The sequence below is a fragment of the Sandarakinorhabdus sp. FBCC-B8862 genome (assembly GCF_059745315.1).
In genome coordinates, this window is the sequence record NZ_CM185574.1 from 2,323,932 (window position 1) to 2,345,249 (window position 21,318).

At 66.4% G+C, this 21,318-nt stretch carries 22 protein-coding genes; 11 read left to right on the plus strand and 11 right to left on the minus strand.

Translation table 11 applies throughout. From position 1 onward, the window contains the following. Positions 1-77 precede the first annotated feature (77 nt). Positions 78-962 (plus strand): autotransporter outer membrane beta-barrel domain-containing protein, encoded by an 885-nt coding sequence (locus AC6BOR_RS11220; protein ID WP_498058513.1) that lies wholly within the window; start codon positions 78-80, stop codon positions 960-962. A gap of 13 nt (positions 963-975) precedes the next feature. Here the strand turns inward: AC6BOR_RS11220 and AC6BOR_RS11225 are convergent, their stop codons facing one another. From AC6BOR_RS11225 to AC6BOR_RS11270, 10 genes are all read right to left on the minus strand, one after another. Beyond that, positions 976-1,503, minus strand: a complete 528-nt coding sequence (locus AC6BOR_RS11225) for a response regulator (RefSeq protein ID WP_498058514.1) — start codon at positions 1,501-1,503, stop codon at positions 976-978. A 461-nt stretch (positions 1,504-1,964) separates the two neighbouring features. Continuing rightward, entirely contained in the window at positions 1,965-3,485 is a 1,521-nt protein-coding gene (locus tag AC6BOR_RS11230) for a hypothetical protein (RefSeq protein WP_498058515.1), read from the minus strand. 59 nt (positions 3,486-3,544) lie between these two features. Beyond that, complete coding sequence (gene pnp, locus AC6BOR_RS11235) at positions 3,545-5,878, minus strand: polyribonucleotide nucleotidyltransferase (protein WP_498058516.1); 2,334 nt, start codon at positions 5,876-5,878, stop codon at positions 3,545-3,547. A gap of 147 nt (positions 5,879-6,025) precedes the next feature. Then, entirely contained in the window at positions 6,026-6,295 is a 270-nt protein-coding gene (gene rpsO / locus AC6BOR_RS11240; protein WP_086115687.1) for a 30S ribosomal protein S15, read from the minus strand. A 4-nt stretch (positions 6,296-6,299) separates the two neighbouring features. Beyond that, on the minus strand, positions 6,300-7,211 hold the full coding sequence (truB, locus tag AC6BOR_RS11245; RefSeq protein ID WP_498058517.1) for a tRNA pseudouridine(55) synthase TruB: 912 nt from the start codon (positions 7,209-7,211) through the stop codon (positions 6,300-6,302). Next, the gene (rbfA, locus tag AC6BOR_RS11250) at positions 7,198-7,647 is read right to left on the minus strand and encodes a 30S ribosome-binding factor RbfA (protein WP_086115689.1); all 450 of its coding nucleotides are present in this window, start codon (positions 7,645-7,647) and stop codon (positions 7,198-7,200) included. The genes truB and rbfA overlap by 14 nt, the downstream gene beginning before the upstream one ends. 141 nt (positions 7,648-7,788) lie before the next feature. Continuing rightward, positions 7,789-10,584, minus strand: coding sequence for a translation initiation factor IF-2 (gene infB, locus AC6BOR_RS11255; RefSeq protein WP_498058518.1), 2,796 nt, complete (start codon positions 10,582-10,584; stop codon positions 7,789-7,791). Positions 10,585-10,594: 10 nt separating this feature from the next. Next, positions 10,595-11,311 carry a DUF448 domain-containing protein gene (locus AC6BOR_RS11260; protein WP_498058519.1) on the minus strand — a complete coding sequence of 239 codons (717 nt, stop codon included), beginning with the start codon at positions 11,309-11,311 and terminating at the stop codon, positions 10,595-10,597. Continuing rightward, positions 11,298-12,842 carry a transcription termination factor NusA gene (nusA, locus tag AC6BOR_RS11265; RefSeq protein ID WP_498058520.1) on the minus strand — a complete coding sequence of 515 codons (1,545 nt, stop codon included), beginning with the start codon at positions 12,840-12,842 and terminating at the stop codon, positions 11,298-11,300. The genes AC6BOR_RS11260 and nusA overlap by 14 nt, the downstream gene beginning before the upstream one ends. A gap of 1 nt (position 12,843) precedes the next feature. Further along, positions 12,844-13,428 carry an LSm family protein gene (locus AC6BOR_RS11270; RefSeq protein ID WP_086115693.1) on the minus strand — a complete coding sequence of 195 codons (585 nt, stop codon included), beginning with the start codon at positions 13,426-13,428 and terminating at the stop codon, positions 12,844-12,846. Between the two features lie 231 nt (positions 13,429-13,659). Between AC6BOR_RS11270 and AC6BOR_RS11275 the strand changes: the two genes are divergently transcribed. Both AC6BOR_RS11275 and AC6BOR_RS11280 read left to right on the plus strand, forming a co-directional pair. Next, entirely contained in the window at positions 13,660-14,571 is a 912-nt protein-coding gene (locus AC6BOR_RS11275; RefSeq protein ID WP_498058521.1) for a PEPxxWA-CTERM sorting domain-containing protein, read from the plus strand. Between the two features lie 73 nt (positions 14,572-14,644). Continuing rightward, positions 14,645-15,229: a urate hydroxylase PuuD gene (locus tag AC6BOR_RS11280; RefSeq protein WP_498058522.1), complete on the plus strand. Its 585-nt coding sequence runs from the start codon at positions 14,645-14,647 to the stop codon at positions 15,227-15,229. Between the two features lie 80 nt (positions 15,230-15,309). On the opposite strand, the gene AC6BOR_RS11285 is transcribed toward AC6BOR_RS11280, so the two are convergent. Next, the gene (locus tag AC6BOR_RS11285; RefSeq protein ID WP_498058523.1) at positions 15,310-15,654 is read right to left on the minus strand and encodes a hypothetical protein; all 345 of its coding nucleotides are present in this window, start codon (positions 15,652-15,654) and stop codon (positions 15,310-15,312) included. A gap of 161 nt (positions 15,655-15,815) precedes the next feature. Between AC6BOR_RS11285 and rplU the strand changes: the two genes are divergently transcribed. The 8 genes from rplU (at position 15,816) to AC6BOR_RS11325 (ending at position 21,292) form a co-directional block, all read left to right on the plus strand. Beyond that, positions 15,816-16,103 carry a 50S ribosomal protein L21 gene (gene rplU, locus AC6BOR_RS11290; protein ID WP_086115697.1) on the plus strand — a complete coding sequence of 96 codons (288 nt, stop codon included), beginning with the start codon at positions 15,816-15,818 and terminating at the stop codon, positions 16,101-16,103. Positions 16,104-16,133: 30 nt separating this feature from the next. Beyond that, on the plus strand, positions 16,134-16,409 hold the full coding sequence (rpmA, locus tag AC6BOR_RS11295) for a 50S ribosomal protein L27 (RefSeq protein WP_086115698.1): 276 nt from the start codon (positions 16,134-16,136) through the stop codon (positions 16,407-16,409). A gap of 76 nt (positions 16,410-16,485) precedes the next feature. Beyond that, positions 16,486-17,529 (plus strand): GTPase ObgE, encoded by a 1,044-nt coding sequence (obgE, locus tag AC6BOR_RS11300; RefSeq protein ID WP_498058524.1) that lies wholly within the window; start codon positions 16,486-16,488, stop codon positions 17,527-17,529. Continuing rightward, positions 17,514-18,659 (plus strand): glutamate 5-kinase, encoded by a 1,146-nt coding sequence (gene proB, locus AC6BOR_RS11305; protein ID WP_498058525.1) that lies wholly within the window; start codon positions 17,514-17,516, stop codon positions 18,657-18,659. Before obgE ends, proB begins: the two co-directional genes overlap by 16 nt. Beyond that, positions 18,656-19,903, plus strand: a complete 1,248-nt coding sequence (locus AC6BOR_RS11310; protein ID WP_498058526.1) for a glutamate-5-semialdehyde dehydrogenase — start codon at positions 18,656-18,658, stop codon at positions 19,901-19,903. The genes proB and AC6BOR_RS11310 overlap by 4 nt, the downstream gene beginning before the upstream one ends. Continuing rightward, positions 19,903-20,493 carry a nicotinate-nucleotide adenylyltransferase gene (locus tag AC6BOR_RS11315; RefSeq protein WP_498058527.1) on the plus strand — a complete coding sequence of 197 codons (591 nt, stop codon included), beginning with the start codon at positions 19,903-19,905 and terminating at the stop codon, positions 20,491-20,493. The genes AC6BOR_RS11310 and AC6BOR_RS11315 overlap by 1 nt, the downstream gene beginning before the upstream one ends. After that, a complete protein-coding gene (rsfS, locus tag AC6BOR_RS11320) occupies positions 20,480-20,875 on the plus strand; it encodes a ribosome silencing factor (RefSeq protein WP_498058528.1) in 396 nt (131 codons plus the stop codon). The genes AC6BOR_RS11315 and rsfS overlap by 14 nt, the downstream gene beginning before the upstream one ends. 3 nt (positions 20,876-20,878) lie before the next feature. Next, the gene (locus AC6BOR_RS11325; protein ID WP_498058529.1) at positions 20,879-21,292 is read left to right on the plus strand and encodes a 23S rRNA (pseudouridine(1915)-N(3))-methyltransferase RlmH; all 414 of its coding nucleotides are present in this window, start codon (positions 20,879-20,881) and stop codon (positions 21,290-21,292) included. The last annotated feature ends 26 nt before the right edge of the window (positions 21,293-21,318 follow it).

Consider the following 21,318-nt stretch of genomic DNA (forward strand, 5'->3'; position numbering starts at 1 on the left):
CGGTGCCGCGAAGGAGGCGCGGCGGTTGCTGCGTTAAAAGCATGCGCAGTCTATTTTGCAATTGGGGAGTGAGACCGATGTTGAGGCAGATCATGCTGGCCGCCGTGCTGCTGGCCGGGGCCAGTGCCGCCGCCGCGCAGGACGGCAGCGCCACGCAAGCGGCCGACAGCGAGCGGCCGTGGACCCTGTCCCTGTTGGGTGGCATCACCGCGGTGCAGGCCCAGGCCGATCAGCCGTTCGCCAGCTTGGGGATTGCCCGCAGTTTCGGCAACAGCTGGGTAAAGGGCGAGGTCACCTATGTCGGCAGCGGCGATGCACGGGCGCTGACCATCCCGGCCGACACCTGGATCGGCGGGCTTTCGGCCGGCACCTATGTCGGCAATCTCGGGCTGGAAGGCCATGTCTCGCTGGGCAGCCGCAAGTTCGATGCCAGCAGCTTCCGCACCCAGGCCGGGGTGCCGATCAGCGTTGGCCGGTCGGGCAGCCTGTTCGGCCTTGGCGGTTCGGTCAGCTATGATGTCGCCCTGGGCGATCGGCTGTTCCTCACCCCTTATGCCGGTGTGGATTACAACCAGATCGATTTCGCCGTGGCTCTGACCGGGCCGACCGGCCGGCCGATCTCGAGCCAGTCGCAATCGGCGGACGGGGTGACCGGATCGGCCGGCGCAGCGCTGACCTGGATGTTTGCCAACGACGGCGGCAGCTTTGGTGTCAACGCCGCATTCAACGCGGCCAGCAACATTGCGGCCGTGGCCCAGGTCGGGACGGGCCAGCGCACGGCGGCCGGCACGCCGCGCTTCGTCGATGCGCCCAAGACCAGCGGCAGCTGGGGCGAACTGGGCGCGACGTTGAGTTTCAATGCGTCAAAGGCGGTGGCCATCGATCTCAGCGTGATCCGGACGATCAGCTTCCCCTTTGGCGACACCACGGCCGGGATTGCCGGCCTGCGGTTCCGATTCTGATTGGATCCTGATCCTAGGTCAGCTCGCCGCGCGGCTTGCCGGTGGCGCGGCGGCGGCGGGCGTCGGTGCGCCGGGTGATGGCCTTGCGCAGAGCGGTGGTCAGCTTCATGCCGAAGCTGCGCACCGGCTGATCCTTGCTGATCAGGGCCTGGAAACCACTGTCGCGCAACAGATTCTGGGTGAGACGCCCGGCCGCCGAGGCATTGGGGCTGGTGCCAATCATCGCTGGCGATTGCGGCATGGCGGTGATGCGGCGGGCGAGTTCCAGCGCGGTGATCGCCGGCGTTTCGACATCGATGATCACGGCATCAAATTGCGCGGCTTGCGCCATGTCCCAGCCATCGTTGCAGTTGCTGCTGAGGGTGACGCGGTGGCCGAGGTGGTGGAGCCGGCGTTCAATGGCACCACGAAAGGCCGGGTCAGGATCGACCACCAGTATGTGCAGGGTGATGCCCGCCAGCTCGGGCAGTCCGGCAATGGCGGCTTCCACGCGGTCGGTACCCGCCGGGCCGTCGCCTGAAATGGTGCCAACGCTCTTCACTGCACAATCGCTGGCAGGGTGAACAATGTCATCAATGCAAAGGAACAAAAAATGCCAGTCGCGTGTATGCGCTGCTGCGGTTTACCGGCAATTGGCCAATGTAAACGCGCACAACGAACCACCGGACCAAATATGGTACCAGAACCGACCAACGCCAACATCCCTCGCGCTGCTGGGTTATGACGCTCTGTCGCAATTTGCAATCATTTTCTTGTTAATAAAGGCTTTATTTTGATGGTCTTGCCGGGCATATATTTTGCCCTGTTGGTCATTGACGTCACATGCGGTGGGGCCGCAGTGCGCTGCGCGGCTGCCTGCCCGGAACCGGGATCACGATGGAACGCGTGGTTTGATTGCGTTCCAGCCAAGAGTGCTGGCACCGCCGGCCGGATGGATGATGCGGCTGAGACCTGTTCCGGCCAATCGGAATCAGCGGCACCGCCGTGCCGCCGGAAACTGCGCTATTTGGGCAGACAGGCTTCTGCCGAGGTGCCCGCCGCTTGCGCTGCCGTGATGCAGGCTTTCAGCGCCACCAGCTTTTCCTGCTGGGCAATCTGGGCCTGCTGGGCGGCGGCCAAGCCTTTCTCCTTGTCGGATACATTGATCTTGAGGCTGATGATCTCGGCCGGCACCGATATCACAGCTTTCAGCAACTTGATCGGCAGCCGGACGATTTCAAGCACTTCACTGGGCCGGGAGGCATTCCAGGTGGTGATGGCGCCGTTGCTGAACGTGACGTCGTCAACAGTCTTCACAAAGGCGGAGGACCGCATCGGGATATAGGAAATCGGGCCGAGCTGCGGGATCATGGCAACGGCGGCATCAACCGGGTCACCGCCCTGTTTCAGGATCACGGTGACCGGCACAGCGGAACGGTAGAACAGGGCGCCGGCGCTGCCCTGGGTGGTGAAGGGTGCCGCGTTGCCGCAATTGCCTGCCACGGCACAGGCTGGCCCGCGCTGGCCGGCGTTGCGCAATTCGATTGCGAGATCAAAACCGGCTCGTTGCAGCAGCGCGTTGATGTGGTTCGGGCCAGGCGCGCCCAGCGGAACATCGGGATCGAATGTCAGAGGATCAAACTGGTAAACGAACTTCTTGACCGGCTGGTCGCAATTGGGTGCCACGTCAGCCTTGTTCACACTGGCAAGCTTGGCCGGCGTGCCGCCGAAACCGGCGATGGCACCGGCCAGTTCCACGATGATATCGCCCGTGCGGTCGGCCGCGACGACATTGCTGCTGGAGAGCAGCCCATCGGCAGTGACGCCCAGCTTGCCATCATCATCGCGCAGGATGTTGTGGGCAAAGCGGGCGGAAAATCGCCAGTCATGATCGGCCACAGCCGGCAGCAGTTCCAGCTTGCTGTCATAGGTTGCGACACATGCGCCGCCTGAACCGGTGATGCGCAGCAGTTCCGCATTGGCCAGATCAAGCGCGGCCTTGGCCTTTTCCAGCGCGGCCGCCTTGAGCAATTTTGTGCCGGCAGCCGTGGCGCGCGCAGCTTCCGCCGCCTCCCACGCCTTGGTGCCCGCTGCCAGGGTTGCCAGCAGCGCCTCCTGTTGTTTGAGCGCCTTGCCGGCATCGCTGTCTTCGGTGGTGGCGGTCTCCAGCGCCTTTGTCGCAGCGACGACCTTCTTCTGGGCATCCTCAAGCTTGATAATCCGGCGCTCGGCCGTGATCTTGATTTCGCGCCGGGGCAGAAAATAGCTGACACCGCGCATCACATCGGCCGGCTTTGCCGGCGGGTCGCTTCGGACCGTTGCGCAACTGGCAAGTGCCAGAGAAAGCCCAAGCATGGTTGCTGCCCGCTGCATGATATGCTCCCCATGATCACAGCAATGCTGGAACGGATATTCCAGCACGACTTGTCCATATCGAAGAATAGCATGAACGAAGTAGGACCCAGATAATAATCTACTGTGAATAAGGTGTGATTTTTTTGGAAAGCTTCCATTCGCAATCTGGTTGTGACTGACCATGAACAAAAGGGGCCGCGCTTCGGGTGAAGCGCGGCCCCTCTTGCTTGGCCTTGTGGCGGACGGGTTTAGTCGTCGTTGCCGGTCAGGAAGCTGGGCAGCCCGCCGGCGTCGCCGTCGCCACCCTTATCGCCGCGGTCATCACGGTCGCGGCGGCCTTCGCCCCTGGGGCCACGGTCGCCATCGCGGCGGGGGCCACGGTCACGGCCACCATCACGGCGGCGGTCGCCGTCACGGCCCCGGTCGCCTCTGGGCCCGCGGTCGCGGTCACCGCCTTCGCGCGGTTCCCGCGGCGGGCGGGTGTCCGGCAGTTCCTCGCCGGTTTCCTGATCGACGAGGCGCATGGACAGCTTGACCTTGCCGCGATCATCGACGCCGATGACCTTGACCTTGACCTGCTGGCCTTCGCTCAGCACGTCCTTCACGTTGGCCACACGCTCGTTCTTGATTTCCGAGATGTGAACCAGGCCGTCCTTGGCGCCCATGAAGTTCACGAAGGCGCCGAAATCGACCATCGAGACGACCTTGCCGGTGTAGATCTTGCCCACTTCCGGTTCGGCGACGATGCCGATGATCCAGTTCCTGGCGGCTTCGATCTGGGCCGGGTCGGAGCTGGCGATCTTGACGGTGCCGTCATCCTCGATGTCGACCTTGGCGCCGGTGGTGGCGACGATCTCGCGGATCACCTTGCCGCCGGTGCCGATGATGTCGCGGATCTTGTCCTTCGGCACGCTCATCGTTTCGATGCGCGGGGCGTGGGCGGACATGCTCTCGCGGGCGCCGGACAGGGCCTTGGCCATTTCGCCGAGGATGTGGGCGCGGCCGTCCTTGGCCTGGGCCAGGGCGACGCGCATGATTTCCTCGGTGATGCCGGCGACCTTGATGTCCATCTGCAGCGAGGTGACGCCTTCCGACGTGCCGGCCACCTTGAAGTCCATGTCACCCAGGTGATCTTCGTCACCCAGGATGTCGCTGATCACCGCGAAATCCTTGCCTTCGAGGATCAGGCCCATGGCGATGCCGGCGCAGGGGCGCTTCAGCGGCACGCCGGCGTCCATCAGGGCGAGGCTGCCGCCGCACACCGTGGCCATCGACGAGGAGCCGTTGGACTCGGTGATGTCGGACAGCACGCGGATGGTGTAGGGGAACTCTTCCTTCGACGGCAGCAGCGGGTGCAGGGCGCGCCACGCCAGCTTGCCGTGGCCGATCTCGCGGCGGCCCGGCGCGCCGAAGCGGCCGACTTCGCCGACCGAATAGGGCGGGAAGTTGTAGTGCAGCATGAAGCGTTCGTAGCGCAGGCCATCGAGGCCATCGATCATCTGTTCGGCGTCGGCGGTGCCGAGCGTGGTGGTGACGATCGACTGGGTTTCGCCGCGGGTGAACAGCGCCGAACCATGGGTGCGCGGCAGGAAGCCGACCATGGCTTCGATCGGGCGCACCGTCTTGGTGTCGCGGCCGTCGATGCGGCGGCCTTCCTTCAGGATGGCGCCGCGCACGATATCGGCTTCAAGCTTCTTGAACAGCTTGATGGCCTTCATCTGCTCCTGCGCCGTAGCCTCGGCGAAGGCGGCCTTGGCCTTGTCCTTGGCAGCGGCGAGCGCGGCCTGGCGGGCGGACTTGGCCGTAAGGCGATAGGCGGCGTCGATATCCTTGCCCACGGCCTTCTTGAGCGTGGCCAGCATCGCCTTGTCGTCGGTGACGGCCAGATCCCAGGGATCCTTGGCAGCCTTTTCGGCGAGGCGGATGATGGCATCGATGACCGGCTGGATGCTGCGGTGGGCGAACATCACGCCGTTCAGCATTTCCTCTTCCGACAGCTCCTTGGCTTCGGATTCGACCATCATCACCGCATCGGAGGTGCCGGCAACGACGAGATCGAGGCTGCCTTCCTTCACCTGGGTCTTGGTGGGGTTGAGGATATATTCGCCATCCATGTAGCCGACACGGGCAGCGCCGATCGGGCCCATGAAGGGCACGCCCGACAGGGTGAGGGCGGCAGAGGCGGCGACCATGGCGAGGATATCGGCCTCGGCTTCGCCGTCATAGCTCAGCACCTGGGCGATGACGTTGATTTCGTTGTAGAAACCTTCGGGGAACAGCGGACGGACCGGACGGTCGATCAGGCGGCTGGTGAGCGTTTCATGCTCGGTCGCGCCGCGTTCGCGCTTGAAGAAGCCGCCGGGGATGCGGCCGGCAGCGGAGTATTTTTCCTGATAGTGAACGGTGAGCGGGAAGAAATCCTGCCCTTCCTTCACCGACTTGGCGGCGGTCACGGCGCAGAGCACCACGGTTTCGCCCAGGGTGGCCAGCACGGCGGCATCGGCCTGGCGGGCAATGCGGCCGGTTTCCAGGGTCAGCGTGCGGCCGCCCCAGTTGATTTCTTCCTTGTGGATCGTGAACATTCTCGTCTTTCCCAGGCGGGCCGGCCCCATTGCCGGTCGCCACAGCAGTGTGTGCCGCCGTTCGTGGCGGCGCCGGCCGGGGGCGCTCATTCGCTCCGGGCCGGATAAACGAACGGCCCCGCTGTGGGGGCCGTTCGGGAGGCTGGGTTACTTGCGCAGACCCAGCTTGGTGATCAGCGCGGTGTAACGCGCTGCATCCTTCTTCTTCAGATAATCCAGCAGCGAGCGGCGCTTGTTGACCAGCACGAGCAGGCCGCGACGCGAGTGGTTGTCCTTCGCGTGGGTCTTGAAATGCTCGGTCAGGTTGGCGATGCGCTCCGACAGGATGGCGACCTGGACTTCCGGCGAACCGGTGTCGTTGGCGGCGCGGGCGTTGCTGCTGATGATTTCAGCCTTCTTTTCGGCGGTCACCGACATCGTGTCACTCCTTCATAAGGTTGAACCCGCGCAGCACCCGCACCTCGCCCTGATGGGCCTCGACAAGCGCCACGGGAACAGAGCCGAGGGCTGCGAGATGGGTGCCGTTGCTGGCTGGATGCCCGAGAAGCTTGCGCCCTTGTTTGAGCGCCGCCGCCTCCTCTGGCGTGATGGCGAGAGCCGGGATGTCGTCCAGCCCTGTCATCAGCGGCAAGATTGCCTGTTCAAGCTCGGCCCCCTGCACCAGTTCGGCCAATTTGTCCAGCGATATCGCCTGGGCGAGGGTGAACGGGCCGGATTGGGTGCGGCGCAGCATGGTGACATGGCCGACCGTGCCGAGTGCCAGCGCGATGTCGCGCGCGAGGGAGCGGATGTAGCTGCCCTTGGAGACGCGGGTCGACAGGGTGGCGCTGGTCGGGGTGCTGGCAGTGAGGGTCAGGCTGTGGACGGTGATGCGCCGGGTGGCGAGGCTGACCTCGTGGCCGGCGCGGGCCAGGGCATAGGCACGCTGGCCATCGATCTTCAATGCCGAATAGGCCGGTGGCACCTGGTCCTGCTCCCCGGTGAAGCGCGGCAGCATGGTGGTGACCTGCTCAGCGGTGGGGCGCACATCGCTGGTGGCGACCACATCCCCTTCGGCATCGAGCGTGCTGGTCTGGCTGCCAAATTCCACCGTGAAATCATAGGCCTTGGCGGCATCGAGCATGCGGCCGGCCAATTTGGTCGCTTCCCCCAGCGCGATCGGCAGCACGCCGGTGGCGAGCGGATCCAATGTGCCGCCATGGCCGATGCGCGGCGCCTTCAGGCCAGCGGCGCGCAGGATGCGCTTCACCGCCGCCACGCCCTGCGCGCTGGTCAGGCCGAGCGGCTTGTCGAGGATGATCCAGCCGTTGAGGCCAGCGTCATTCGCCGTCATCGTCCTCGACACTGTCGGCCAGGCTTTTCCACGGGCGGGCGCCGGGCTTGTCGGTGAGATCGCGGGCGATGCTGGGGCGGCGCAGGACTTCGTCGATGCGGGCACCGGCATCGAAGCTCTCGTCACGCCGGAACGACAGGTCGGGCGTGTATTTGGTGGCGAGCCGGCGAGCGACTTCGCCCCGCAGGAAGCGGGCATGGCTGCCCAGCGCCTTGACCACGGCCTCATCATCGCCGTTCGAGGCCTTCACGAACACGGTGGCGTGCCTGAGATCGGGCGTCACCCGCACTTCGGACACGGAGACGATGGTGCGGCTGATCAGATCATCGCGCAGATCGCCGCGGCTGAGGATTTCGGCCAGTGCGTGGCGCACCTGCTCGCCAATACGTTGCAGGCGGATCGGGCGGCCCTGGGCATCAGGGGTGGAACGGGGCATGGGCAATATCCTTACCCTATCTGAGGCCGCGGCAAAGCCGCGGCTGACGTCGAACGGGTTCGGCGGGCCCAATGCCCGCCGGCCCGCCGGCCGGCTTTGCGCGAGTCCGCGCATTTGGCTGCGCCAGATGCGCTGGCCGCGCTACAGTGAGCGGTCCTTCATCTCGACTTCGTAGGTCTCGATGATGTCGCCGGCCTTCACATCGGACGAATCGGCCAGCGTGATGCCGCATTCCAGACCAACCTTGACCTCGGCCACATCCTCCTTGAAGCGGCGCAGCGAGGCGATGGAGCCGGTGTAGATGATGACATCGTCGCGCATGACGCGGGCACGCAGGGCCTTCTTGATATAGCCTTCGGTGACGCGCAGACCGGCGGCCTTGCCGGTCTTGCCGGCCTGGAACACTTCCAGCACCTGGGCGCGGCCCACAACGGTTTCGAAGGCTTCGGGGCCGAGCTGGCCGGCCATGCCCGCCTTCACGTCGTCGATCAGATCATAGATGACGTCGTAATATTTCAGCGCCACGCCATCACGCTGGGCGATTTCGCGGGCCTTGGCATTGGCGCGGACGTTGAAGCCGATCACCGGCGCGCCCGAGGCCTTGGCCAGGGTGACATCGCTTTCGGTGATGCCGCCGGTGCTGGCCAGCAGCACCTTGGCGCGGATCTGCTCGTTGCCCACCTTGGAGACGGCGCCGGCAATCGCTTCGGCCGAGCCTTGCGTGTCTGCCTTGATGACCAGCGGGAAGTCCTGCACCTTCTTGGCGCGCAGCACCGAGAACATGTCTTCCAGATTGGCCGGGCCGTTGCCGGCGGTGCGCTTGGCGGTGGCGAGGCCGACGCGATATTCCGCGACTTCGCGGGCGCGGGCTTCGTTTTCCACCACGGTGACGACATCACCGGCCTGCGGCACGCCGCCCAGGCCGAGCACTTCCACCGCCATCGACGGGCTGGCTTCCTTGACCTGCACGCCCTTGTCGTCGGTCATGGCGCGCACGCGGCCCCATTCCTGGCCCATCACGAAGATGTCACCCCGCTTCAGGGTGCCGCGACGCACCAGCACGGTGGCGAGCGGGCCCTTGCCCTTGTCGAGCTTGGCTTCGATCACCGTGCCTTCGGCGGCGCGATCCGGGTTGGCCTTGAATTCGGAGATTTCGGCCAGCAGCAGGATCTTTTCCAGCAGCTCATCAAGGCCGGTCTTCTTCACGGCCGAGATTTCGACGTCCATCACCTCGCCGCCCATTTCTTCCACCTGCACATCATGCTGGAGGAGGGCGGTGCGGATGCGGGCGGCATCGGCGCCGGGCTTGTCCATCTTGTTGATGGCGACAATCATCGGCACGCCGGCAGCCTTGGTGTGCTGAATGGCTTCGATGGTTTGCGGCATGATGCCATCATCCCAGGCCACCACCAGCACGACGATATCGGTGATGCTGGCACCGCGGGCGCGCATCGAGGTGAAAGCCTCGTGGCCCGGCGTGTCGAGGAAGGTGATCTTCTGCTTGTCCTTCGTCGTCACCTGATAGGCGCCGATGTGCTGGGTGATGCCGCCGGCTTCGCCCTTCACCACGTTGGAACCGCGCAGCGCATCCAAGAGGCTGGTCTTGCCGTGATCGACATGGCCCATGATGGTGACGACCGGCGGACGGGTGACCAGATCCTCCTCCACGTCGGCTTCGCCAACCATGCCCTTTTCAACGTCGCTGGCCGAAACGCGCACGATGTTGTGGCCGAATTCGGTCAGCACCAGTTCGGCGGTGTCCTGATCGATTTCCTCGTGGGCGGCGGTGGGCACGCCCATGCGGGCCAGCAGGCGCACCACATTGTTGGTGCGTTCGGCCATGCGGTTGGCCAGTTCCTGCACGGTGATCGTGTCGGGCACGGTGACATCGCGCACCTGCTTGGCCTGGCTGCCCAGGCGGCCACGTTCCTTTTCGCGGGCGCGGCGCAGCGCGGCGAGGCTGCGCACGCGGGTGTTGCCCTCGTCATCCAGCGCGCGGGTGACGGTGAGCTTGCCCGACTTGCGGCGGTCATCGCCGCCCTTCAGCCGCGACGGCTTGGGGGCTTCCGGCTTGCGGCCGGGGATGATGCGCACGCGCATCGAATCATCATCATCGTCGGCGATGTCGGTCGGGATGACGAGACCATCGGCTTCCGGCACCGGATCGGGGCGGGTGGCCAGCTCCTCGGCTGCCAGGCGCTTTTCCTCGATGCGGCGACGCTCTTCCTCTTCGCGCTGGGCGCGCTCCAGCTCTTCGCGGATGCGGGCTTCTTCCAGCAGGCGCAGCCGCTCTTCCTCGGCCTGGCGCTGATACATGGCGGCCAGTTCGGCGGGCGTCATGCGGCGGCCACCGGCGGCGGGCGCTGCGGGACGCGGCGGCGGGGCAGCCGGGCGCTGGGCCGGACGGGCGGCGGTGGGCGCAGCCGGCTTGGCCGGTGCGGGCGCCGGCTTGGGTTCGGCCCTGGCTTCGGTTGGGGCTTCAACCGGGGCCGGAGCCGGGGCTTCGGCGGCCTTGGCCTCGGGCGGTTTGGAATCGGGACGGGGCGGCGGCGCCTGGCGTTCCACCGGGCGGAACATCACCGGCGGCGGCATCTGCGGGCGCGGTGCGGCCGGCGCGGTTTCAGCCGGCGGCGTGCTGGCCGTCGGGGCCGGGGCCGGGGCGGGTGCAGCCGGGGCCGTCGGGCGCGGTGCGTCCGGGGCGCGGGCGGCAGGGGTGGGGGCGGCAGGGGTGGGGGCGGGCGCCGGTGCCGGCGTCGGTTCCGGTGCCGGGGCGGGGGTTTCGCCCGGACGGTGCAGCACGCGCGTGCGCTTCACCTCGACCACCACCTGCTTGGTGCGGCCGTGGCTGAACTGCTGCTTGACCTTGCCGACCTCGACCGACTTGTTCAGGCCGAGGGGGGCACGCATGCCCAGTTTGGGTTTGTTGTCGTCACTCATAATCCGCCGCCTAATGCCTTTCGGCGGCGTTCAGGGCAACCATTGTTGCACTGTCTGCCGCGTCATTCGTCGTTTCTTCGCCCACAAATCCGGCCAGCCGCACTGCGTCGGCCAGCACGCGCGCCGCCGCACCCGCATCGGTGAGGCCCATGTGCACCACATTGTCCCGGCCCAGCGCTGCCGACAGGGCCTCGCGCCCGATTGCCAGCCGCTGGTGCGGAATATCTTCGCCCAGGGATTCGCCAACCGCACGCGCCATGCCGTCCAGCCGGTCGGTGCCGTCGGGGCGGGCATCGCCGGCGTGCAGCACGGCGAACACCTTGCCCTTGGCCAAGGCTTCCCGCACGCGGTCGCCGCCCAGAATCAGGGTGCCGGCGCGCTTTTCCAGGCCCAGCCGGTTCAGCAGCCGCTGTTCCAGCCCGCGGACGATCCGGCCTTCCAGATCGTCGGGCAGGCTGAAATTGTTGGCCTTGAAGGCGCGGGCCAGCGCGCCGCGCAGCCGGCCCTTTGCGGCCACGCTGGCAAACAGGCTGCGATCGGCACTGATCCAGGCGCCGCGGCCGGGCAGACGTTCCGACCAGTCGGCCGCAACCTGGCCATCGGGGCCCAGCGCCAGCCGGATGAGGCCGCTGCGCGGGGCAGACTCCCCCGTCAGGATGCAGCGGCGCTGGCTGCCATCCTTTTCTGTGTCCGGGGCCGTCCCGTTCAGGCCATCATTGGTTTCCATCCGCCGACGCGTCCTCCTCATCGGCAAACCAGTGCGCGCGTGCGGCCATGATGATGCGGTTGCCATCCTCTTCGGACAGGGCGAATTCCTTGAGCATGCCCGAGCGACCAACCAGTTCGTCGGTGGCGAGATCGCCCAGATCGTCGAGCGTCTTGACGCCCTTCTTGCCCAGCACCACCAGCATGGCTTCGGTCAGGCCATCGATGCCGGCCAGATCGTCCGAAACGCCCAGCGCCTGCCGTTCCTCGCGGGCGGCGGCTTCGCGGCGGTCCAGCGCCTCGATGGCGCGATTCTGCAGTTCGGTGGCCAGATCATCGTCAAAGCCTTCGATGCTGGCCAGTTCGGCCAGCTCGACATAGGCGACCTCTTCCAGTTCGGAGAAGCCTTCTGCGACCAGCAGCTGGGCCAGGGTTTCATCGACATCCAGCTCGTTCTGGAACAATTCGGACTTCTCGACGAATTCCTTCTGCCGGCGCTCGCTTTCGTCGGCTTCGGTCATGATGTCGATCTGCTTGCCGGTCAGCGCCGAGGCGAGACGGACATTCTGACCGCGGCGGCCGATGGCGAGGCTGAGCTGATCGTCGGGGACGACGACATCGATGCGGCCTTCTTCCTCGTCCAGCACCACCTTCGACACTTCCGCCGGCTGCAGCGCGTTGACGACGAAGGTGGCGGTGTCGGGCGACCAGGGGATGATGTCGATCTTTTCGCCCTGCAGTTCCTGCACGACGGCCTGCACGCGGCTGCCCTTCATGCCGACGCAGGCGCCAACCGGATCGATGGACGAATCGCGGCTGATCACGCCGATCTTGGCGCGGCTGCCCGGATCGCGGGCCACGGCCTTGATCTCGATGATGCCGTCATAGATTTCCGGCACTTCCTGGGCGAACAGCTTCTTCATGTAATCGCCGTGGGCGCGGGACAGGAAGATCTGCGGGCCGCGCGGTTCACGGCGGACAGAGAGGATCAGGCTGCGCACGCGGTCACCGGGCTTCAGCACTTCGCGCGGGATTTGCTGGTCGCGGCGGATGACGCCCTCGGCCTTGCCCAGATCGACGACGACATGGCCGAACTCGGCGCGCTTGACGACGCCGGTGATGATCTCGCCCTGGCGGTCCTTGAATTCCTCGAACTGGCGCTCACGCTCGGCATCGCGCACCTTCTGCACGATCACCTGCTTGGCGCCCTGGGCAGCGATGCGGCCGAATTCGACGGGGGGCAGCGGATCGACGACAAAGCTGCCCATTTCGGCCGACTTGTCCTTCTTCAGCGCGTCCTTCAGGCTGATCTGCTTGAAGAAATCCTCGGGCTCCTCGACCACTTCCAGCACGCGCCACAGGCGGGTTTCGCCGGACTTGGGATCGATCTTGGCGCGAATGTCGTTCTCGGCACCGTAACGGGCGCGGGCGGCGCGCTGGATGGCGTCTTCCATCGCCTCGATCACGATGGCGCGATCGATCGACTTCTCGCGCGCCACGGCATCAGCGATGGCCAGAAGTTCGGCGCGGTTGGCGGTTGCTGCAGTTGCCATCTCAATCCTCCGAAGGGTCGTTGTCGGGGGTTTCATTGTCATTGTCGGCGGGATCGCCGGTTTCGATGATCTCGTCGGCGCCGGTGGGGTCGAGCGGGCGGCTTTCCTTGATCAGCCGATCGGTCAGCACCAGCTTAGCACCCTTGATATGGTCAAGCGGCAGCCGCAGCGTGACGCCATCCCTGGTGGTGACCAGGGCGTCGTCGCCGTCGAGCCCGGCGATGTCGCCCACCACGCGGGCGCGGCCATCCACCTTGGGCTCCAGCTTCAGCTTGACCTCGTGGCCGGTCCAGGCCTGCCAGTCCTTGTGGCGGGTCAGCGGCCGGTCGATGCCGGGGGAGGAGACTTCGAGGGCATATTCGCCACTGATCGGATCGGCTTCATCCAGCGGCAGATCGAGCGCGCGGCTGAGCTTGGTGCATTGATCGATGGTGAGCTGCCCGGTGGCGGGATCTTCGGCCATCACCTGGAGGGTGAGGCTGCCCGGCTGGCCCGACAGCTGGATGCGCACCAGATCCAGCCCCATTGCCGCCACCACGGGGGCAATGATGGCATGAAGCCGGGCATCAAGATCGGTCGGGGCCAAAAAGTCTCTCCTGTGCTGCGCTGGCCAAAGGGCTTTGCCGCCGCGCAGCGGGGCCGCGCAGCCTGCAAACCATCAGCCATGCAGGAACGACGCTGCATATAGGCGAGAAGCCGCCAGCCGGCAAGGGCCGGTGAATCACCAGTGCTGTTAACTGTTTTTTGATTTTTGTATTCAGCTTTCTTGCGGTATCTGGCGGGCAACATCACCAATCCCCCTGTCAACCGAGGTCACATGCGCCTTGCCTTCGCTCTTGTTGTCCTGGCCGGTCTGGTTGCCGTGCAGCCGGCGCGCGCCGCCACCGTGTTCATCAACGATCCGGGGGTGACGGTCACCAGCATCGGCAATCTGGTGATGGGGGCGAAATATCGCGTGTCGCCAACCAATTTCGATCTGTCGCTCGATTCGGGGGGTGGCACCCAGAATGTGCCGGGTGGTGCCAATTTCATTTCGACCAACCTCGGCAATCTGGCGGCGCTGAACAATGTCAGCTTTGATTTCACCCTGCGCAACATCGTTGGCCAGGGGATGATCTTCAGCGTGACCAGCCCGGCCAATGTCACCCGCACGCTGGCCTGGGGCAGTTTTGCCCCCGCGCTGTCGCCGGCGCCCACGGCGAGCGCGGCCCAGCTGCGCGCCGCTGCCGCCACCGGGCAGACGCCGGGCACGCTGCTGAGCCCCGGCCAGCTGACGATGAACGCGCTGCATCTGGAGGTGTCGAGCCGGGTGCGACCGCTGACGGCGCCAAACAATTATGCCCCGGTGGTCAGCCTGTCCAACCTGACGTTCAGCGCCACGGGCGCGACCGTGCGTGGCAGCATGATTGCGGCACAGACGGTGACGCCGTCCACCAATCTCGCCAACCCGAATTTTGCCGAGGTCGGCCCCGGCTTTGCCTCGCAATGGCTGGTGACGACCGGGGATTTCTGGGATTTCAACTGGGCGCTGTCGGGCAAGGTCAAGGCGCAGGTGAACAACATCACCGGTAACATCGGCCAGATTGACGAGTGGGTGAAATTCGGTGTGTCGGGCAAGCAGGTGGTTTATGCCGGCGGCGTGCCGGAACCGCAGAGCTGGGCGATGATGATCACCGGCTTTGGCCTGGTGGGTGCGGCCATGCGCCGTCGCCGGGCGCTGCCGGCCTGAACGCTGCGCCCCTTAACAAGAGCGAACCGGTCGCCTATAGGGGGCCGGTCAACTTCAGTTTCGGGGCATTCACATGGCTGCTATCCTGGGCAAATTGTCCAACGCGCTGCTGATCGGGCTTCTGGCCATGGTCGGCGTCATCATCGCTTTCCACCATGGCATGATTGCTGAAGACGCCAGCGGCTGGGTGCTGGGCTTCATGCGCGTCATCCATGTCTGGGCCGGCATCCTGTGGATCGGCCTGCTGTACTATTTCAACTTCGTGCAGATCCCGACCATGCCGAGCGTGCCGGCCGAACTGAAGCCGGGCGTGACCAAATATATCGCGCCCAAGGCGCTGCTCTATTTCCGCCACGGCTCGCTGCTCACCGTGCTGGCCGGCATCGGCCTGTCGGGCGCCAATCTGGTGGGTGCGCTCACCTTCCAGGAAGGCCTGCGGGTGATTGGCCTGGGCATGTGGCTGGGCCTGATCATGGCGTTCAATGTGTGGTTCCTGATCTGGCCGAACCAGAAGATCGCGCTGGGCATCGTGGATGGCACGCCGGAACAGAAGGCCAAGGCCGGCACCACGGCGATGATCTTCAGCCGCACCAACTTCCTGCTGTCGTTCCCCATGCTCTATTGCATGATCGCGCAGCACGCGATTGGCGCTGCCTGATCCACAGGGGCAGGATTGAGAAAGGCCGGACTGCGCCAAGCAGGCCGGCCTTTTCCTTTGTTAGGCGATGCGTTTTTCGTTCAGGCGATTCGGGGGCGCAGCGGCTGGCCATCCGTGGGCGCGCATTCCGGCAGCTCGGCATAGCGCACGCGGCGGCCATTGCGGCTGATCCAGACGCGCAGCGAGGCGACGTCGGGGCAGGGCTTGAAGCGCCAGCGATATTCCCAGCCATCGGCCCAGAGCCGGCCTTCGCGCGCGGCGAATTCGCTTTTGGGATGGCCGGTGCGGGCGTGATAATCGCGCGCCATGCGTTCGGCGATGCCGGCGGCGGTTTCGGCATCGATTTCCCGATCATAGAGGCCAAGCGCCAGTGCCGCGCCCAACAGGGCGGCGATGCTGATCAGGATGGCGCGGCGGCGGGTCACGTGGCAACCTTGATGCACGAGTGGCGCAGCCGTTGGAAGGGGGCGCTGCCGTTGTTGACAAGCGAAAGGGCTTAATCTATCGCCGCGCCTTCGCTTGGGCCGGGATCAGCAGTGATTCTGGCACGGCTCACATTGAAACTTATAGTTGCAAGGCTGAAGACATGTTCGCAGTGGTGCGCACCGGCGGCAAGCAGTACCGGGTCGCTGACGGTGACAAGATCATCGTCGAAAAGATCGAAGGGGATGCTGGCACGGCCGTGACCCTGGAAACCCTGATGACCGGCGAAGGCGCCGCTGTCACCATGGGCGGCGCCGTGACCGCAGAGATCGTGGCCCAGACCAAGGGTGACAAGGTGATCGTGTTCAAGAAGCGCCGTCGCCACAATTATCGCCGCCGCAACGGCCACCGCCAGAATCTGACGGTGCTGAAGATCACTTCGGTCGCCTGATTGCGCGCCCCGGAACAAGGATAACCCACCATGGCTCACAAGAAGGCAGGCGGCAGTTCGAAGAACGGTCGCGATTCAGAAAGCAAGCGCCTTGGCGTCAAGCGCTTTGGCGGCCAGGCCGTGAACGCCGGCACCATCATCATCCGCCAGCGTGGCACCCCCACGCACCCGGGCCGCAACGTCGGCATCGGCAAGGATCACACCCTGTTCGCCCTGGCCACCGGCACCGTGGTGTTCCACACCGGCAAGCTGGGCCGCAAATATGTTTCGGTTGATCCGGTTGCGGAACCGCTGGCGGCTGAATAAGCCCGGCCCCATCCGTTCGGATATCTGAAAAGGGGAGCTGGGCGACCGGCTCCCCTTTTTGCATTGGAAAACCCCCATGCAGTTTCTCGATCAGGCCAAGATCTTCATTGCCTCCGGTGCCGGCGGTGATGGGGCCGTGTCGTTCCGGCGCGAGAAATATGTGGAATATGGCGGGCCCGATGGCGGCGATGGCGGCAAGGGTGGCGACATCATCTTTGAATGTGTCGATGGCCTCAACACCCTGATTGATTTTCGCTACACCCAGCATTTCAAGGCCAAGCGCGGTTCGCATGGCATGGGCCGCAACCGCACCGGCCCCGGCGGCGATGATCTGCTGATCCAGGTGCCGGTGGGCACGCAGATCCTGGCCGATGACGAGGAGCGCACGCTGATCGCCGACATGACCCGCGTGGGCGAGCGCGTGGTGCTGTTGAAGGGTGGTGACGGCGGCAAGGGCAATGACCATTACAAGACCAGCACCAACCGCGCGCCGCGCCAGTTCCAGCCCGGCTTTCCGGGGCGGGACATGTGGGTGTGGCTGCGGCTGAAGCTGCTGGCCGATGTCGGCCTGGTGGGCCAGCCCAATGCCGGCAAATCCAGCCTGATCAACGCCATTTCCAACACCAAGGCCAAGGTGGGCAATTATGCCTTCACCACGCTGAAGCCGCAGCTCGGCGTGGTTGCCCACAAGGGGCAGGAGCTGGTGATGGCCGATATTCCCGGCCTGATCGCCGGGGCGGCCGAAGGCGTGGGCATTGGTGACCGGTTCCTGGGCCATATCGAGCGTTGCCGCGTGCTGCTGCACCTGGTGGATGCCAGCCAGCCCGGCCCGGTGGAGATCTGGCGCACGGTGCGTGAGGAGCTGGCGGCCTATGGCGGCGGGCTGGAGGACAAGCCGGAGATACTCGCGCTGTCGAAGACCGATCTGGTCACCCCGCAGGCGCTCGCCGCCAAGAAGCGGGCGCTGGAACAGGCCAGCGGTGCCACCGTGCATGTGATCAGCGCCGCGACCCGGGCCGGCGTGGACGGCGTGCTCGACAAGCTGATGGAGATGGCCGGCCGGGCGCAGGCGATGAAGCAGGCGGCAAAGGGCGGAGATCAGCCGTGGTCGCCGCTCTGACCGAAACCCCCGCTGCTGCCTTTGATCCCGCCCGCTGCCCGCGGCTGGTGGTGAAGATCGGATCGTCGCTGCTGGTGGATGGCGCCGGCCAGGTGCGGGAACATTGGCTGGCCGGGGTGGTGGCCGATCTGGCGGCGCGGCGCCACGCCGGGCAGCAGATCGTGATCGTGTCATCCGGGGCGATTGCGCTGGGCGCGCGCCGGCTGGGGCTGGACAAGGGCGGCCGCGCCAGCCTGGAAGACGCGCAGGCCGCTGCCGCTGTGGGCCAGGTGGCGCTGGCCGGGGTGTGGCAGCAGTTGCTGGGCGCAGCCGGGCTGACGGCGGCGCAGGTGCTGTTGACGCTGGGCGATCTGGAAGACCGGCGGCGCTATCTGAACGTGGCGGCGACGATCGCGCGCCTGCTCGATCTGGGCGCGGTGCCGGTGCTCAATGAGAATGACACGGTGGCGACTGCCGAAATCCGTTATGGCGACAATGACCGGCTGGCGGCGCGGGCGGCGCAGGCGGCCGGCGCGACCGGCGTGATCCTGCTGTCGGACGTGGATGGGCTCTACACCGCCAATCCGGCCAGCGACCCGACGGCGCAGCGGCTCCCCGTGGTGCGGGCATTGACGCCGGAGATCATGGCGATGGCCACCGGCGAAACGCGATCGGGCATGGGTTCGGGCGGCATGGCGGCGAAGCTGCTGGCGGCGCGCATGGCGGGCGCGGCGGGCATATCGCTGGCCATTTGTGATGGCCGGGTCGACCGGCCGCTCCAGCATTTTGCGCAAAGCGGCGGCGGCACCCTGTTCCTGCCGCCGCGCAACGCCCGTGGGCGCAAGGCCTGGCTGGCCGGGCGCATCACCGTGGCGGGCACGCTGCACGTGGATGCCGGGGCGGCGGCGGCGCTGAAGCGCGGTGCCTCGCTGCTGGCAGCCGGGGTGACGACCGTGGACGGCAAGTTCCGGCGCGGCGATGTGGTGGCCATTGTTGGCCCGGCTGGGGAATTGCTGGGCCGCGGGCTGGCCGGTTATGATGCCGATGATGCGATGGCCATCCGCGGCCGGCGCAACGATGAACAGGCCGGCCTGTTGGGCTATGCCCCGCGGGCGGCCCTGGTGCATGCCGATCATCTGGTGCTGATATGAGCCTGATTCACGACATGGCCAATGCGGGGCGGGCGGCGCTGCCGGCGCTGGCGGCGGCGACGACGGCGCAGAAGGCCGAAGCCATCCGGGTGGCGGCGGCCGCGATCCGGGCGCGCAGCGCTGACCTGCTGGCCGCCAATGCTGCCGATGTGGCGGCCGGGCAGGCGGTTGGCCTGTCGGCCGCGCTGGTGGACCGGCTGGCCCTGGATGGCGCCCGCGTTCAGGGGATTGCCGCCGGGCTGGACACGGTGGCCGGCCTGACCGATCCGGTGGGCGAGGTGATTGCGCGCTGGTCGCGGCCCAATGGCCTGCAATTTGAACGGGTGCGGGTGCCGCTGGGGGTGATCGGCATCATCTATGAAAGCCGGCCAGGGGTGACGGCCGATGCCGCCGCCCTGTGCCTGATGGCCGGCAATGCCTGCCTGTTGCGCGGTGGCAGCGAGGCGGCGCGCTCGAACGCGGTGCTGCTCGATTGCATGGCGCAGGGGCTTGGCTCGGCCGGACTGCCGGCGGCGACCGTGCAAATGGTGCCGGCTGGCGACCGGGCGCTGGTGGGCGACATGCTGGGCGCCCATGGCCTGATTGACGTGATCATCCCGCGCGGCGGCAAGGGCCTGGTGGCCCGTGTGCAGGCCGAGGCGAAGGTGCCGGTGCTGGCGCATCTGGATGGCATCAACCATGTCTATGTCGATGCCAGCGCCGATCCCGATCAGGCGGTGGCCATCGTGGTGAACAGCAAGCTGCGGCGCACGGCGGTGTGCGGGGCGATGGAGACGCTGCTGATCGACGCGGCGGCGCCGGTTGCCTTGAAGCGCCGGCTGGTGGCGGCGCTGCTTGATGATGATTGCGAGGTGCGCGGGTGTGCCGCCGTGCAGGCCCTGGATGCGCGCGTGGTGGCGGCCCGGCCGGAGGATTGGGACACGGAATATCTGGACGCCATCGCCAGCGTGGCCGAAGTTGCCGGGGTGGAGGGCGCCATCGCCCATATCGCCGCCCATGGCAGCCAGCATACCGAAAGCGTGATCGCGCAGGATCAGGCGGTGGCCGAGCGGTTCCTGGCCCGGGTCGATGCGGCCATCGTGCTGCACAACGCCTCCACCCAGTTTGCCGATGGCGGTGAGTTCGGCTTTGGCGCGGAGATCGGGATCGCCACCGGGCGGCTGCACGCCCGCGGGCCGGTGGCGCTGGAAGGGCTGACCATCTTCAAGACCATCGTGCGCGGCACCGGGCAAGTGCGCCCCTGATGGCCCGCATCGGCCTGTTGGGCGGCAGCTTCAACCCGGCGCATGGGGCGCACCGGCACATCAGCCTGGTGGCGCTGGCGCAGTTGCAGCTGGATCAGGTGTGGTGGCTGGTGTCGCCCTTGAACCCGTTGAAATCGGCCGCGGGCATGGCGGCGCTGCCGCTGCGGGTGGCGCGGGCGCGGGCCGTGGCGCGGCATCCGCGCATAAGGGTGAGCGCGCTGGAGGCCGCGCTGGGCACGCGCTTTGCCGTCGATACGGTGGCGGCCCTGAAGCGGCGGTTTCCGCAGCATGATTTCGTGTGGATCGGCGGCGGGGACATATTGGCCGAACTGCACCGCTGGCGGCGCTGGCGGGCGTTTTTGCGGGCGGTGCCGCTGGCCGTGGTGCCGCGCCCCGGTGTGTCGTTGCGGGCCGCCGCGGCGCTGAAATGGGCCGGCTGGTCGTCGGTGGCGCCCCGGCGCTGGACGGATGCGCCGCGCCCGGCGATAATAAGGCTTCATTCCCGGCTGCGGCCGGAATCGGCAACCGCCATCCGCGCTGCCGATCCCGGCTGGGCCACGAACCAAGGACCAACGCTTGACCGCAACTGACCGCGTGGACGAACTCCACGCCATGATCATGAAAAGCCTGGACGATGACCAGGCTGTCGATCCTGTTTCCATCAGCCTCGCCGGCAAGACCAGCATTGCCGATTACATGGTGATCGCCAGCGGCCGCTCGGGCCGGCAGGTGGCATCGATGGCAACCAAGATTGCCGAGAAACTGAAGGCCGATTTCGGCCGCAGCGCCCGCGTGCAGGGCCTGCCGGCAGCCGATTGGGTGCTGATCGATTGCGGGGACATCATTGTCCATATCTTCCGCCCGGATGTGCGCAGCTTCTACAATCTGGAGAAGATGTGGGGCCTGGACGAAGCGCCCAACCCGTCGCCGGCCTTTGCGCCCGTCACCGGGCCGCTGGGCAGCCCGCGCTGACCCTTGAAGCTGCACATCATCGCCCGGGGCCGCATCGGCCAATCGCCTGAGGGCGAGCTGGTGCAGCGCTATGCCCAGCGGCTGAAGGGCCGGCTGGCGGTGACCGAGATTGGCGACACGACCGCTTGGCCGGCCTTTGCCGGTGGCCGCACCGTTGTGCTGGACGAGCGCGGCCGCGACCTGCCGTCGGCTGATCTGGCGGCGCTGCTGGGCCGCTGGCGCGATGACGGCGCGCGCGAGGTGCGCTTCCTGATTGGTGCCGCCGATGGCCATGATGATGCCACCCGCGCCGGGGCCGATCTGCTGCTGGGCTTTGGCCGGGCGACCTGGCCGCATATGCTGGTGCGCGCCATGCTGGCCGAGCAGGTTTATCGCGCGCTTTCCATAATGGATGGGCATCCCTACCACCGGGCCTAGCGCCTGCCCTTGGTTCACCCGGCCGC

What these genes read in the sequence shown, in the direction of transcription:
- rbfA (WP_086115689.1), bottom strand. Translation starts at nt 7,647, where the DNA reads ATGCCCCGTTCCACCCCTGATGCCCAGGGCCGCCCGATCCGCCTGCAA.
- pnp (WP_498058516.1), bottom strand. Translation starts at nt 5,878, where the DNA reads ATGTTCACGATCCACAAGGAAGAAATCAACTGGGGCGGCCGCACGCTG.
- AC6BOR_RS11275 (WP_498058521.1), top strand. Translation starts at nt 13,660, where the DNA reads ATGCGCCTTGCCTTCGCTCTTGTTGTCCTGGCCGGTCTGGTTGCCGTG.
- AC6BOR_RS11310 (WP_498058526.1), top strand. Translation starts at nt 18,656, where the DNA reads ATGAGCCTGATTCACGACATGGCCAATGCGGGGCGGGCGGCGCTGCCG.
- AC6BOR_RS11260 (WP_498058519.1), bottom strand. Translation starts at nt 11,311, where the DNA reads ATGGAAACCAATGATGGCCTGAACGGGACGGCCCCGGACACAGAAAAG.
- AC6BOR_RS11280 (WP_498058522.1), top strand. Translation starts at nt 14,645, where the DNA reads ATGGCTGCTATCCTGGGCAAATTGTCCAACGCGCTGCTGATCGGGCTT.
- rpsO (WP_086115687.1), bottom strand. Translation starts at nt 6,295, where the DNA reads ATGTCGGTGACCGCCGAAAAGAAGGCTGAAATCATCAGCAGCAACGCC.
- rplU (WP_086115697.1), top strand. Translation starts at nt 15,816, where the DNA reads ATGTTCGCAGTGGTGCGCACCGGCGGCAAGCAGTACCGGGTCGCTGAC.
- rpmA (WP_086115698.1), top strand. Translation starts at nt 16,134, where the DNA reads ATGGCTCACAAGAAGGCAGGCGGCAGTTCGAAGAACGGTCGCGATTCA.
- nusA (WP_498058520.1), bottom strand. Translation starts at nt 12,842, where the DNA reads ATGGCAACTGCAGCAACCGCCAACCGCGCCGAACTTCTGGCCATCGCT.
- truB (WP_498058517.1), bottom strand. Translation starts at nt 7,211, where the DNA reads ATGACGGCGAATGACGCTGGCCTCAACGGCTGGATCATCCTCGACAAG.
- obgE (WP_498058524.1), top strand. Translation starts at nt 16,486, where the DNA reads ATGCAGTTTCTCGATCAGGCCAAGATCTTCATTGCCTCCGGTGCCGGC.
- infB (WP_498058518.1), bottom strand. Translation starts at nt 10,584, where the DNA reads ATGAGTGACGACAACAAACCCAAACTGGGCATGCGTGCCCCCCTCGGC.
- AC6BOR_RS11315 (WP_498058527.1), top strand. Translation starts at nt 19,903, where the DNA reads ATGGCCCGCATCGGCCTGTTGGGCGGCAGCTTCAACCCGGCGCATGGG.
- AC6BOR_RS11220 (WP_498058513.1), top strand. Translation starts at nt 78, where the DNA reads ATGTTGAGGCAGATCATGCTGGCCGCCGTGCTGCTGGCCGGGGCCAGT.